Origin of the sequence: Caballeronia temeraria, from assembly GCF_001544795.2 — a bacterium.
Lineage (GTDB): Bacteria > Pseudomonadota > Gammaproteobacteria > Burkholderiales > Burkholderiaceae > Caballeronia > Caballeronia temeraria.
Genome location: NZ_FCOI02000001.1, coordinates 185,162 through 197,782 on the forward strand (window position 1 = coordinate 185,162; position 12,621 = coordinate 197,782).

Consider the following 12,621-nt stretch of genomic DNA (forward strand, 5'->3'; position numbering starts at 1 on the left):
CCGGTTCCACACGTGCGTCCGCCCGTCCGGTCCGACGACAACTGAGCGTTTCGTTGCGACGTCACTCGGTGTAGGGCTTGACGAGCTCGGCGCAATGGATCGGCGCGGTTGAACGCGCCGCGCCGGTCTCTGCCGCGCGCGTTTCTACGCAGCGGAAGAGACTATTGTTTTTCTGAAGCACGTAGGTGTCTTCGGGAAGGCCCGAACTGCGCGCGGCGACGCTCGTCACCGCAACGATCCCATATCCGTTTTGAATCAGGTCGAAGAGCGTGGACTCGGTCGCGCGCCATTGCGCGTTGGGTTGAGGTTGAGCGTGCGCAGACAGGCTCAGGGCGGCGGTGCAAACGGCAAGGATCTGCGTGATGCGGCTTGGCTTCATGGGGCGATGCTCCGCGTTGTGATCGATGAGGCCGTTAGATGGCGTTACGGCCTTCATGTTCACATCGATTTTTGGCGGAACGCGCTTATCTGTGCTGCGGGCAAAAAAAAGGCCTCGCGAATCGCGAGGCCCAAGTCCAGCCTTTCCCATTGAAGCCCTCCTTCAAACGAGCATGGGGGAATCCCGGAAGGAGGCATGCCGAAGATACGTGTCTCGTCGGGTATCGAATAGGCGTTTTGTCTGAAATTGTGGCGCAGTCGGGTTTTGGTCAGGATTTCGAAGCAAGGACGTCGCAGTTGAAGGATTACGGCGACATCCTTGCCAAAGCGTTGAAAGATCGCTGCCAACGGCAGGGAATGACAAAAGCCCCGTAAGCATTTCAACTCACGGGGCTTCGATTTGTTCTGGCGGAGGCGGTGAGATTCGAACTCACGGAAGGATCGCTCCTTCGCCGGTTTTCAAGACCGGTGCCTTAAACCGCTCGGCCACACCTCCAGCAAGGCGCGTATTGTAGCGCAAGTCATGCCCCTGCAGGAACGCTCAACCTTCGAGCGATTTCGTCGCCTTGAGCGCGGGAAAAAGCCGCATCCACAGAAGCGCGACGAAGATCGTCCCAATCCCGCCGATCAGCACCGCCGGCACCGCGCCGAACAGACCCGCCGTCATCCCCGATTCAAATTCGCCAAGCTGATTCGACGTGCCGATGAACAGCGAATTGATCGCGCCGACGCGCCCGCGCATTTCATCCGGCGTCTGCAACTGCACGAGCGACAGGCGCACGACCACGCTGATCACATCGGAGGCGCCCAGCGCCGCCAGCGCAACCAGCGACACATACATATTGCGCGACAACCCGAACACGATCGTCGCGATCCCGAATGCGATCACGCCGCCAAAAAGCGCATTGCCCGCGCGCTGCCGCAACGGAAAATGCGCGAGCCAGATAGACCCGGCGAGCGCGCCGACCGCCGGCGCCGCGCGCAAAATCCCGAGTCCCCACGGCCCGGTATGCAGGATGTCGCGCGCATACACCGGCAAGAGCGCGGTCGCGCCGCCGAGCAGCACGGCGAAGAGATCGAGCGACAGCGCGCCCAGAATCACCGGCTTGCTGCGAATGAAGCCGATGCCCGAAAACAGCGCCTCGAACGACAGCGGCGCGCGCATGCGCACGGCTTCATCGATCGTGATCGCCGCCACCGCGCACGCCGCGACCAGAAACGCGACCGTCACCGCGCCGTACACCGTCAGCGCGCCAAGCCCGTACAGCACGCCGCCCATCGCGGGGCCGAGGATCTGCGCGGTCTGATTCGCGGAAGTCGACCACGCGCTCGCATGCTGCAACTGGTTGCGCGCGACGAGATTGGGCAGGAGCGCGGCCATCGACGGCGATTCGAACGCCCGCGCCGCGCCGGTGATCGCGGCGATCGCGTAGATCGGCGCGACGTCGTGCCATCCGTGCCACGCGCCCAGACACAGCACGAGTGCGGCGATGCCCTCGATCGACTGGCACACGTACGCGATCACGCGCCTGTCGTACCGGTCCGCGACGTGTCCGACGACGAGCGTCAGCACGAACATCGGCAGGAATTGCGCGAGTCCGACCAGACCGAGCGCGTATGCGCTGTGCGTGATCGAATAGACCTGCCATCCGATCGCGACCGACATCATCTGAAACGCCACCGACGACATCACCCGCGCGGTCCAGAAGAGCGCGAACGGGCGATGCCGCATCACCGAGTCCGGCGCCATCGTCGGCGCGCTCAATTGTGCGGATCCTTCAAAAACAGCTCCTGGAGATCGTTGAGAAAGCGCTGGCCGAGCTCAGTCGGCGCAATACGGTCGATGTCGCGCGTGATGAGCCCGCGCTTTTCCGCATCGACGAGGGCAGGCTCGACCGCCGATAGCGCCAAACCCGTGCGCTCGATGAACGAATGCACCGGAAAGCCTTCCACGAGCCGCAGCGCGTTCAACATGAACTCGAAGGGCAGATCGCGCGGTCCGACCTCGCGTTCTTCCTGAATCGCGGTTTCGGTGGGCGAGAGCGCGTGGTCCATGTAGCTCGCAGGATGCTTGAAGCGCGCCTGACGCAGGATCTTCGACGGAAACGACAGCTTCGTATGCGCGCCCGCGCCGACGCCGAGATAATCGCCGAAGCGCCAGTAGTTCAGGTTGTGTCTGCTTTGCCGATGCGGCTTCGCATACGCCGAGACTTCGTAGCGCGCGTAACCGGCTTCGCGCGTGCGCTCGTGAATCCAGTCCTGCATGTCGGCGGAGGCGTCGTCGTCGGGAAGCGCGGGCGGATATTTGGCGAAAACCGTGTTCGGTTCCATCGTCAGGTGATACAGCGACAGATGCGGCGGCGCGAAGGAAATGGCCGTGTCGATGTCGTGGCGGCACTCGTCGAGCGATTGCTGCGGCAGCGCGAACATCAGATCGAGATTGAAGTTGTCGAAGTGCTTCGCGGCGATTTCGACGGCTTTCCTCGCCTGCGTTGCATCGTGGATGCGGCCGAGCGCGTTCAGATGCGCCTCGTTGAAACTCTGAATGCCGATCGACAACCGGTTTACGCCGCTCGCCCGGAACGACGCGAACTTCGCCGCTTCGAACGTGCCGGGGTTGGCTTCGAGCGTGATCTCGGCGTCGGCATCGATGGGAAGCAGCGCGCGGGCATCGGAAAGTAGACGATCCAGCCCTTTCGCCGACAACAGCGATGGCGTGCCCCCGCCGATGAAGATCGTATGCACCTGCCGTCCCCACACGAGCGGCAGCGCGCTTTCGAGATCGGCGCGCAAGGCATCGAGATAGCGGTCCTCGGGGAACGCGTCGTCTTTCCACTCGTGCGAGTTGAAGTCGCAGTACGGGCACTTGCGCACGCACCACGGGAAATGCACATACAGCGAAAGCGGCGGCAGCGACGTCAGCCGGATGCTGCCCGGCGACGTGAACGCCTTCACAATGTTGATCGTTTTCGGTCCGGCGCTCACGCAAGTTCCTTCAGTCGTTGCAGCAGGTCACGCAGCGCGAGCGCGCGATGACTCAGCGCGTTCTTGCGCGCGGGATCGAGTTCGGCGGCGGTTGCGTTGAGCGTCGGCAGGAAGAAGTGCGGATCGTAGCCGAAGCCGTTCGCGCCGCGCGGCGCATCGATCACTTCGCCGTGCCAGCGGCCTTCCGCGATGAGCGGCTCGGGATCGTCGGCGTGACGCACGAGCACGAGCACGCAGAAGTAGTACGCGCGTCGATCCGGCTGATTCGCCAACTCGGCGACGAGGCGCGCGTTGTTCGCGGCATCGCTTTTTGCGCCGCCGTTCATCGACGCAAAACGCGCCGAATACACGCCCGGTGCGCCGTTCAGCGCGCGCACGCAGAGGCCGGAGTCGTCGGCGAGCGCGGGCAGGCCGGTGAGCGTTGCCGCATGCCGCGCTTTCGCCAAAGCGTTCTCGACGAAGGTCGCGTGCGGCTCGGGCGCTTCCGGCACGCCGAGCTCGCCCTGCGCGATCAGTTCGATGCCCGCCGCATCCAGCAGCGATGCGAACTCGCGCAGCTTGCCCGCATTGTTCGATGCGAGCACGACACGGCCAAGACCATTGACATCAGACACCGTGAATCCCCAGTGCTTCCTTCTGCTTCAGGATCAGCGCCTTGATGCCGCTGTCGGCGAGCGCGATCAGTTCGTTCATCTCGTCGCGCGTGAAGGGCGCGCCTTCCGCCGTGCCCTGTACTTCGACGAAACCGCCCGCGCCCGTCATCACGACGTTCATGTCGGTATCGCATTGCGAGTCTTCGTCGTAGTCGAGATCGAGCACGGGCGACCCTTCGAAGATGCCGACCGAAATCGCCGCGACGAACTCCTTCACCGGCGACTTCGCGATCTTGCCCGACGCCAGCAGCTTGCCGACCGCATCGTGCGCGGCGACGAACGCGCCCGTGATGCTCGCCGTGCGCGTGCCGCCGTCGGCCTGAATGACGTCGCAATCGATATGCAGCGTGCGCGCGCCGAGCGCGTTCAGATCGAACACCGAGCGCAGCGCGCGGCCGATCAGGCGCTGGATTTCCTGCGTGCGGCCCGTCTGCTTGCCGCGCGCGGCTTCGCGGTCGCTGCGCGTGTGCGTCGCGCGCGGCAGCATGCCGTATTCGGCGGTGAGCCAGCCTTGCTCGCGTCCGCGCAGGAATTCGGGCACGCGCTCGGCGATGCTCGCCGTGCAGATCACCTTGGTATCGCCGAATTCGACGAGCACCGAGCCTTCCGCGTGCTTCGTGTAATGCCGCGAGATGCGCACGTCGCGCAACTGATTCGCGCGGCGGCCGCTCGGGCGCGGAGGAGAAGTCTTGAGCAGGGGAGAGTCGGTCATGGATAATGTTCGAGAGAATTGGACGGGAAATCCCGGCGAGACCCGCCGATTTTATCGTCATTCACCGGGCGGCGTCGTTCGCGCACCGCCGTCCGGGCGGGCCTGGCGGCAAAAATGGGATAATGCGCTTTCCTCGCCCGGCGGCCCAACGCAAGCCACTTCACAGGCACTTTCGACAGCGCCGGGCGTTTCGTATCGAATGGGTCTTCGCAACGAAGGCTCTCAATCGCGAGACGTACCATGATCTACAGCATGACAGGCTATGCCAGCGCGACGCGCGAAGTCGTCGCGGATGGCGCGGGACCCAATGGCGCCGGCGGTTCGGGCGTCGGTGTATCGGTGGAATTGCGCACGGTGAATTCGCGCTTTCTCGATCTGAATTTCCGCATGCCCGAAGACGTGCGCGCAACCGAGCCGCAGTTGCGCGAAATGCTGATGTCCAGGCTCTCGCGCGGCAAGGTCGATATCCGCATCAACCTGAATCGCGTCGAGCAGACGGCGAACGCGGGCGCGCTCAATCGCGACGCACTCACGCAACTCGCCACGCTCGAGCGCGCCGTGCTCGACATCTTTCCCGACGCCGAGCGCATGCGCACCGGCGAAATCCTGCGCTGGCCCGGCGTGCTCGCGGAGAGTTCTGTGTCGCAGGAAAGCTTGCGTGAAGCCGTGCTCGCGTGCGGCAAGCAGGCCATCGCCGATCTCATCGAAGTGCGTGCGCGCGAAGGCGCGGCGCTCGGCAAAGTGCTGATCGACAACGTGACGGAGATGGAAGCGATCGTCGCGCGCATTACGCCGCTCGTGCCGGAACTCATCGCGAAGCATCAGCAGAAGATCGTCGAACGTCTGCAGGACGCGCTCGGCATCGCGACCAATGAAAGCGGCGCGACGGTCACGACGAGCGTGCCGCGCGAGGAAATCGCCGAGCGCATCCGTCAGGAAGTGACGATGTACGGCATCCGCATCGACATCGCGGAAGAATTGCAGCGTCTCACCGCGCATCTGAACGAAACGCGCCACGTGCTGCAAAAGGGCGGCAAGGTCGGCAAGCGTCTCGACTTCATGATGCAGGAACTCAACCGTGAAGCGAACACGCTCGGCTCGAAGGCCGCGGCGAAGGAACTCGCCGATGCATCGATGACGCTGAAATTGCTCATCGAGCAGATGCGCGAGCAAGTACAGAATCTGGAGTAATGCAACATCATGCCGAATACCACGCACCGCTCGCATAGCCACTACACGGGCATCTATCCCGGCAATCTGTTCATGGTCGTCGCGCCCTCGGGCGCGGGCAAGTCGACGCTCGTGAACGCGCTGCTCGCCGAGGACAAGGAGATCCTGCTGTCGGTTTCGTACACGACGCGCGAGGCGCGCTCGAAGGAGACCAACGGCGTGCAGTATCACTTCGTGTCCGTCGATGAATTCATGGAGCGGCGCGACAAGGGCGAGTTTCTCGAAAGCGCCGAAGTGCACGGCAACTACTACGCCACGTCGAAGCTGTGGATCGCCGAGCAGATGCAGCAGGGCCACGACGTGCTGCTCGAAATCGACTGGCAGGGCGCGCAGCAGGTGAAGAAGCAGTTCCGCAATGCGGTGGAGATTTTCATCCTGCCGCCGTCGCTCGACGCGCTCGAAGATCGCCTCAAGAAACGCGGCCAGGATTCCGAAAAAGTGATCGTGCGGCGCCTGCTCGCGGCCGGTAGCGAAATGGCGCATGCATCGGAAGCGGAGTATGTCGTCATCAACGAGAACTTCGATCGCGCGCTCAACGAACTGCGCTGTCTCGTCGCCGCGACGCGCCTGCGCTTCACGTCGCAATACGCCCGCAACACGCAGCTTTTCGTGGACCTCGGCATCCACTCCACGCCGCAATCGTGACGCACTGCAGTGACCGGGTCGACCCGGTCACATAAGGTAGAATAAAACCCATATTCCGAAGGAAACAAACATGGCCCGCATCACCGTCGAAGACTGCCTGAAACAAATCCCGAATCGCTTCGAGCTCGCGCTTGCGGCAACGTATCGCGCGCGCCAGCTCGCGCAGGGCCACACGCCGAAGATCGAAAGCCGCGACAAGCCGACCGTCGTCGCGCTGCGCGAGATCGCGGCCGGTCAGGTTGGCATCGAAATGTTGAAGAAGGTGCCCGTCTAAGGGCTGCAGTTCTACACGGTTTCATTTTTTGCAACCGACCACACAACGCGCCACGTCACCGCGGAGGGGAAGATGAGTCAGACACCGTTGCCCATCTCCACCGCCGTGGATCCCGACATCGAAATCGACGCCGATTCGCTGCTCGATGCCGAGAAGCCGCACGCGGCGCGCAAGTACATCGACGCGGTCCTCGAACAGTCCTTCCGCCATCTGTTCGGCCCGACCGCGACGCCGGAGCAGCCGCGCAAGCACGACGTCGTTTCCATCGCGAAACTGACGAACGCGCTCGCGAGCTTCATCAGTCCGGAAGAGATCAAGGAAGTCAAGGCGGCTTTCCACTTCAGCGACGAAGCGCACCTCGGGCAATATCGCCAGAGCGGCGAGCCGTACATCACGCATCCGGTCGCGGTCGCGGAAATCTGCGCGGGCTGGAAGCTCGACGCGCAATCGATCATGGCGGCCTTGCTGCACGACGTGATCGAAGATCAGGGCGTGACCAAGACTGAAATCGCGGAGCGCTTCGGCGCGAAAGTCGCGGAACTGGTCGACGGCCTGTCCAAGCTGGACAAGATGGAATTCCGCAATCGCGAGGAAGCGCAGGCGGAAAACTTCCGCAAGATGCTCCTCGCGATGGCGCGCGACGTGCGCGTCATCCTCGTCAAGCTCGCCGACCGGCTGCACAACATGCGCACGCTCGGCGCGGTGCCGCCGGAGAAACGCCGGCGCGTCGCGCGCGAGACGCTGGATATCTATGCGCCGATCGCGCATCGGCTTGGTCTGAACAATACGTATCGCGAGCTGCAGGATCTGTCCTTTGCGAACTTCAACCCGAACCGTTACGCCACGCTCGAAAAAGCGGTGAAAGCGGCGCGCGGCAACCGGCGCGAAGTGGTCGGCAAGATTCTCGAAGCGGTGCAGCGCACCATCGCGGATGCGAAGATCAACGCGGAAGTCACCGGCCGCGAAAAGACGATCTACAGCATCTACAAAAAGATGCGCGACAAGCAGTTGTCGTTTTCGCAGGTGCTCGACGTGTACGGCTTTCGCGTCGTCGTCGAGAGTGCGCTCGAATGCTATACGTGCATCGGCGCGCTGCATGCGCTCTACAAGCCCGTGCCGGGCAAGTTCAAGGACTACATCGCCATTCCGAAAGTGAACGGCTATCAGTCTCTGCACACTACGCTCGTCGGCCCATTCGGCGCGCCGATCGAGTTCCAGATCCGCACGCGCAAGATGCACGAGATCGCGGAAGCGGGCGTGGCGGCGCACTGGCTCTACAAGAACGGCGGCGCGGATCTGAACGACGTCCAGAAGCGTGCGCATCAATGGCTCAAGTCGCTGCTGGATATCCAGAGCGAAGCGGGCGATTCGAGCGAATTCCTCGAACACGTCAAGATCGACCTGTTCCCGGACGCCGTCTACGTCTTCACGCCGAAGTCGAAGATCATGCCGCTGCCGCGCGGCGCGACCGCGCTCGACTTCGCGTATTCGATCCATAGCGACCTGGGCAACCAGTGCGTCGCGGTGAAGATCAACAACGAGCTTCTGCCGCTGCGCACGGAGCTGAAGAGCGGCGACATCGTCGAAGTGATCACCGCGCCGTATTCGAAGCCGAATCCCGCGTGGCTCGGCTTCGTGCGCACCGGCAAGGCGCGCTCGGCCATCCGTCACTATCTGAAGACGATGCGCCTGAACGAGTCCGTGCAGCTCGGCGAGCGGCTCGTCGATCAGAGTCTGAAAGGTTACGGCCTCGCGCTCTCCGACGTCACGCCGGAAGTGTGGGAAAAGCTCGTGCAGTGGACCGGCAACAAGACGCGGCAGGAAATTTTCGCGGATATCGGTCTCGGCCGGCGCGTGGCGGCGGTCATGGCCAAGCGCATCGAGGTGCTGATGAACGGCATCGCCGACGACGAAGATCATCCGCATCGCGAGCATCACAACACGAACACCGCGCCGCCGGTCGTCATCACGGGCACGGAAGGCATGTCGGTGCAACTGTCGCCGTGCTGCCGCCCGATTCCCGGCGACGACATCATGGGCTACATCGGCATCGGGCTCGGCATGGCGATCCACACGACTGAATGCCGCGTCGCGCAGCGTATCCATCGGCGCGATCCGGGCCGCTGGATCGACGTCGCGTGGGCGCCGCAGCCGGGCCGTCTCTTCGATGTCGCCGTGAAGGTGCTCGTCAAGAACACGAAGGGCGTATTTGCGCGCGTTGCCGCGGACATTACATCCGCGGATGCCAATATCGTGCACATCGCGATGGACGAAGACGTGTCGCAGGAAGCGAAGCTGCTGCGCTTCGTGATCCAGGTGAGCGACCGCGTGCATCTGGCGAACGTCATGCGCCGCGTGCGCACCAATCCGGACGTGATGCGCATCGCGCGCGAGCGTCCGAGCGACGAACCGCATCACCGCAATCAGGACGGCGGCATGCGCATCGACCGCGAACGCGCCGACTACTGACGCGGCGCGGGTATGCGGTGTGCATGCCTGTCGTCGTCGACGAACAGGAGAAAGCGCCGCAATGAACACTTCCGATCTCGAAGGCGCCACGCTCGACTATTGGGTCGCGCGCGGGCTGCACGAATTCATCCGAGAGATTCACTTCACCGACAGCGGAGAGACGCTCTCCATTCGCGGCAACGACCGTGGCAAGCCTTGGGACGGTCGCTTCCTGCCGTCGACGTCGTGGGATGCGGCGGCCGTCGTTCTGGAGCGCGCCTGCAAGCTGGAAATGCACGACCACGGGCGCGGCGAGGTGGTCTGCACGGTGGTCTTCGGCAAGGACGGCAAGCCGGTGGAAGGACGGGCGGAATCGCTGCGTATCGCGTTGCTGCGCGCCTTCGTGCGACACACGTTCGGCGATACGGTCGAAGGGGAATATTTGCGTCGTCCGCAATCGCTGATGGGCGTGCGCGCCGAGCCGATCGGGGAGCCGAGCGCGGTGGCATCGGTGGAGGACGTGCCTTCGCCTGACAGGCATATCGGCGATATCAGTCCGGTGCCCCGGCCGTAGCGACGTTCCGAAGCAGAAAACAAAAAGGGCCTTCCGTATGGAAGGCCCTTCGAAAGATGGCGCGGCTGGCAGGATTCGAACCCACGACCCCTTGGTTCGTAGCCAAGTACTCTATCCAACTGAGCTACAGCCGCACGCAAAACGGTACTGCTTATACTGCACTGCGCTTGTGGTTAAGCGCTTGATGTTTTCATCTGACCGGCGCGACCGCCGAAAGCGAAAACATCAGAATAGGTGGCGCGGCTGGCAGGATTCGAACCCACGACCCCTTGGTTCGTAGCCAAGTACTCTATCCAACTGAGCTACAGCCGCACGCAGAAGCGGAATTATAGCCAAGGCCATTCCGAAAAGGAAGGGCTTCGGGCCAAATTTTCGAATTTTCTATCGATGTCCCTCCGGCGAAAGAGGGCGTCGGCGTGGTAAGTTGATGTTTCGAAAGCAACTACCTCCGAAGTTCGACATCAATCGGCATCGACGCGCATCATGAACAAGGCATTTGTCAAAGAGTCGGACGACACCGACGACGACCTCGAACTCGGCCAGCCCGACGTTCCGGCGGGCACGAAGAACTACATCACGCCTCAAGGCCACCAGCGGCTGCGTGACGAGCTGTTGCAGCTGCTGGATACCGAGCGCCCGGAAGTGGTCAGGCTGGTCTCCTGGGCCGCGTCCAACGGCGATCGCTCGGAGAACGGCGACTATATCTATGGCAAGCGCCGGCTGCGCGAGATCGACCGGCGTATCCGCTTTCTGGGCAAGCGTCTGGATCTCGCCGAAGTGGTGGACAGCAGCAGGCAGGAGAACGTCGATCAGGTTTTCTTCGGCGCGACGGTGGACTACGCCGGCGACGACGGCGACATGAAGACGGTGACGATCGTCGGCGTCGATGAAGTGGATCTGGATCGCGGCTACGTGAGCTGGATCTCGCCCGTCGCGCGGGCGCTGCTGAAGGCGAAGATCGGAGACACGGTGCCGCTGCATACGCCTGCGGGCGTGCAGCAGATCGATATCCTCGACGTGCGATATCCACGCTGAAACCAAGCGCCCGAACGAAAAAAAGCCGCTCCGAAGAGCGGCTTTTTTACAGCGGGACTGTCTGTCCGGCTTCGAAGCGAAGCTTAGAAGCGGTGACGCATGCCAACCGTTGCCGAAACCTGGTTGCCGTTCGACGACATACCCACGCCGTTGATCACCGCACCAACCGGCAGGCCTTCCTGGTCGGTCATGTGCTGGTATTCGCCTTGCAGGTAGACATCGGTACGCTTCGACAGCGCGTACGCCGTTTGCAGGCTGAACTGATGGAACTTCGGCTTTTCGCCTTCGATGCGGCTGTCGGTGTACGTGTACGCACCCGCGATCGACAGAGCCGGCGTCAGGTTGTAGCGGCCGTTCACTTCGTAGTTCGTGAAGCGCATGCTGTCGCCGTTCAGCGCGATGTTGCCGGCGCCTTGCGAGCCGACGTTCGTCAGCTGCGTCGCGTTGTCCAGCATCGTCTGCGTGAACACGAAGCCGACCGTTGCCGGGCCGAACGCGTAGTTGATGCCGCCGCCGAAGATGCGCTGACGCGAAGCGACGAACGGCGTGTTGTCGGTCGTGACCGCGCCGCTGACGTTGTTCGTCGCCGAGCCGACGTTGTTCAGTTGCATATAAGCAGCCGCAACGTTCAACGGGCCATAGTTGTACGACGCGCCGACGCTGTAAGCACGGTTATCCGCGAAGCCGCCGGCTTCGTTCGAGAAGCCGTACATCGCGCCCAGCTTGAAGCCAGCGTAGTTCGCGCTCGTGTACTTGACCGAGTTGTTGACGCGGAACGTGTTGTCGAGGTTGTCGTTGTCGAACGGGTGGGCGAACTGCGTGCCGCCGTATTGCGTGCCCGTCAGAGCGAGAGGCCCGAGGAAGTCGACCACGGAGTCATATTGACGGCCGAGGGTCACGGCGCCGAACTGATTGCTCGACAGACCGACGAATGCCTGACGGCCGAACTCACGACCACCCTGGCCGTTCGTGCCGTTCATGATGTTGAAGCCGTTCTCCAACGTGAAGATCGCCTTCAGGCCGCCGCCGAGGTCTTCCGAACCGCGCAGGCCCCAACGGCTGCCGTTCACGGAACCGCTCGTCGCCTTCCAGTTGCTGTGGCCTTGCTGGTTGTTCGTGTAGGTGATGCCCGCATCGATCAGGCCGTACAGCGTGACGCTGCTTTGCGCATGGGCGGCGGTAGCAAAAACGCCCGTCAGGGCAGCGACCATGAGAGTCTTTTTCATCTTTGTAACTCCGAGAGCAGTTTGGGCCGGGGACCCAGGCTTTGAGGAAACCTCGCTCCGGCGCGCTGCGAGAGGCGCGGGCGGATGAGCAACGAATCGGCGGCGCCGACACATTTGTTTCCGGACCAGACGAAGTGTAAAGACGGTGTTACAGCGGAAGGACTTCCAATTTCCACAATAATCCATTGTTGATGCGGCAATGATCGCTGCCACGCATATTTTTCTTTAAATACAATGATTTATCGAGGAATAAAGTCGTAAGGGTGGAAGTGTCAACAAAACGACGTTGCGCACGCGCGACATGAGTTGCGCAAGAAAACAACGGATCGGCTCTGAAAATCGATTGTTGAGATATTTGAAACAGAAGTTTGCGGCTTTTGCAGGTAATTAATGCGGACCGCATCGCTATACTGTCATTTCTGCTTTCCGAAGCAGACTTTTTCGTTGACGGAAAAAGATCT

12 protein-coding genes and 3 tRNA genes are annotated in these 12,621 nt (G+C 62.3%); 6 read left to right on the top strand and 9 right to left on the bottom strand.

The window, feature by feature from the left end; all coding sequences use genetic code 11:
- Nucleotides 1-61: 61 nt before the first annotated feature.
- From AWB76_RS00845 to rph, 6 genes are all read right to left on the bottom strand, one after another.
- The gene (locus AWB76_RS00845; RefSeq protein ID WP_244173190.1) at nt 62-529 is read right to left on the bottom strand and encodes a hypothetical protein; all 468 of its coding nucleotides are present in this window, start codon (nt 527-529) and stop codon (nt 62-64) included.
- Nucleotides 530-784: 255 nt separating this feature from the next.
- Nucleotides 785-874, bottom strand: a tRNA-Ser gene (locus AWB76_RS00850).
- A gap of 45 nt (nt 875-919) precedes the next feature.
- The gene (locus AWB76_RS00855) at nt 920-2,128 is read right to left on the bottom strand and encodes an MFS transporter (RefSeq protein ID WP_208606530.1); all 1,209 of its coding nucleotides are present in this window, start codon (nt 2,126-2,128) and stop codon (nt 920-922) included.
- Between the two features lie 11 nt (nt 2,129-2,139).
- On the bottom strand, nt 2,140-3,363 hold the full coding sequence (hemW, locus tag AWB76_RS00860) for a radical SAM family heme chaperone HemW (protein ID WP_061158236.1): 1,224 nt from the start codon (nt 3,361-3,363) through the stop codon (nt 2,140-2,142).
- Entirely contained in the window at nt 3,360-3,977 is a 618-nt protein-coding gene (rdgB, locus tag AWB76_RS00865) for an RdgB/HAM1 family non-canonical purine NTP pyrophosphatase (RefSeq protein WP_061158237.1), read from the bottom strand. The genes hemW and rdgB overlap by 4 nt, the downstream gene beginning before the upstream one ends.
- Nucleotides 3,970-4,728 carry a ribonuclease PH gene (gene rph / locus AWB76_RS00870; protein ID WP_061158238.1) on the bottom strand — a complete coding sequence of 253 codons (759 nt, stop codon included), beginning with the start codon at nt 4,726-4,728 and terminating at the stop codon, nt 3,970-3,972. Before rph ends, rdgB begins: the two co-directional genes overlap by 8 nt.
- A 240-nt stretch (nt 4,729-4,968) precedes the next feature.
- On the opposite strand from rph, the gene AWB76_RS00875 reads away from it, so the two are divergent.
- The 5 genes from AWB76_RS00875 (at nt 4,969) to AWB76_RS00895 (ending at nt 9,899) form a co-directional block, all read left to right on the top strand.
- Nucleotides 4,969-5,919: a YicC/YloC family endoribonuclease gene (locus AWB76_RS00875; protein WP_061158239.1), complete on the top strand. Its 951-nt coding sequence runs from the start codon at nt 4,969-4,971 to the stop codon at nt 5,917-5,919.
- A 9-nt stretch (nt 5,920-5,928) separates the two neighbouring features.
- A complete protein-coding gene (gmk, locus tag AWB76_RS00880) occupies nt 5,929-6,603 on the top strand; it encodes a guanylate kinase (RefSeq protein ID WP_061158240.1) in 675 nt (224 codons plus the stop codon).
- A gap of 70 nt (nt 6,604-6,673) precedes the next feature.
- Entirely contained in the window at nt 6,674-6,877 is a 204-nt protein-coding gene (gene rpoZ, locus AWB76_RS00885) for a DNA-directed RNA polymerase subunit omega (protein WP_006999799.1), read from the top strand.
- A gap of 72 nt (nt 6,878-6,949) precedes the next feature.
- Nucleotides 6,950-9,346, top strand: coding sequence for a RelA/SpoT family protein (locus AWB76_RS00890; protein ID WP_061158241.1), 2,397 nt, complete (start codon nt 6,950-6,952; stop codon nt 9,344-9,346).
- 61 nt (nt 9,347-9,407) lie between these two features.
- Nucleotides 9,408-9,899: a phage protein NinX family protein gene (locus AWB76_RS00895; protein ID WP_061158242.1), complete on the top strand. Its 492-nt coding sequence runs from the start codon at nt 9,408-9,410 to the stop codon at nt 9,897-9,899.
- Between the two features lie 57 nt (nt 9,900-9,956).
- Here AWB76_RS00895 and AWB76_RS00900 read toward each other — a convergent pair.
- Together AWB76_RS00900 and AWB76_RS00905 are read right to left on the bottom strand one after the other, a co-directional pair.
- Nucleotides 9,957-10,033, bottom strand: a tRNA-Arg gene (locus AWB76_RS00900).
- Between the two features lie 101 nt (nt 10,034-10,134).
- Nucleotides 10,135-10,211 (bottom strand) — tRNA-Arg (locus tag AWB76_RS00905).
- A 171-nt stretch (nt 10,212-10,382) separates the two neighbouring features.
- Here AWB76_RS00905 and greB point away from each other — a divergent pair.
- Complete coding sequence (greB, locus tag AWB76_RS00910) at nt 10,383-10,934, top strand: transcription elongation factor GreB (RefSeq protein ID WP_061158243.1); 552 nt, start codon at nt 10,383-10,385, stop codon at nt 10,932-10,934.
- 83 nt (nt 10,935-11,017) lie between these two features.
- Here greB and AWB76_RS00915 read toward each other — a convergent pair whose 3' ends face one another.
- Nucleotides 11,018-12,160 (bottom strand): porin, encoded by a 1,143-nt coding sequence (locus tag AWB76_RS00915; protein WP_061158244.1) that lies wholly within the window; start codon nt 12,158-12,160, stop codon nt 11,018-11,020.
- Between the last annotated feature and the right edge of the window lie 461 nt (nt 12,161-12,621).

Bases quoted from the DNA above. Each gene is read 5' to 3' on its own strand.
- AWB76_RS00845 (WP_244173190.1), bottom strand. From the start codon at position 529: ATGGGAAAGGCTGGACTTGGGCCTCGCGATTCGCGAGGCCTTTTTTTT.
- AWB76_RS00855 (WP_208606530.1), bottom strand. From the start codon at position 2,128: ATGGCGCCGGACTCGGTGATGCGGCATCGCCCGTTCGCGCTCTTCTGG.
- rph (WP_061158238.1), bottom strand. From the start codon at position 4,728: ATGACCGACTCTCCCCTGCTCAAGACTTCTCCTCCGCGCCCGAGCGGC.
- AWB76_RS00875 (WP_061158239.1), top strand. From the start codon at position 4,969: ATGATCTACAGCATGACAGGCTATGCCAGCGCGACGCGCGAAGTCGTC.
- gmk (WP_061158240.1), top strand. From the start codon at position 5,929: ATGCCGAATACCACGCACCGCTCGCATAGCCACTACACGGGCATCTAT.
- rpoZ (WP_006999799.1), top strand. From the start codon at position 6,674: ATGGCCCGCATCACCGTCGAAGACTGCCTGAAACAAATCCCGAATCGC.
- AWB76_RS00890 (WP_061158241.1), top strand. From the start codon at position 6,950: ATGAGTCAGACACCGTTGCCCATCTCCACCGCCGTGGATCCCGACATC.
- AWB76_RS00895 (WP_061158242.1), top strand. From the start codon at position 9,408: ATGAACACTTCCGATCTCGAAGGCGCCACGCTCGACTATTGGGTCGCG.
- greB (WP_061158243.1), top strand. From the start codon at position 10,383: ATGAACAAGGCATTTGTCAAAGAGTCGGACGACACCGACGACGACCTC.
- AWB76_RS00915 (WP_061158244.1), bottom strand. From the start codon at position 12,160: ATGAAAAAGACTCTCATGGTCGCTGCCCTGACGGGCGTTTTTGCTACC.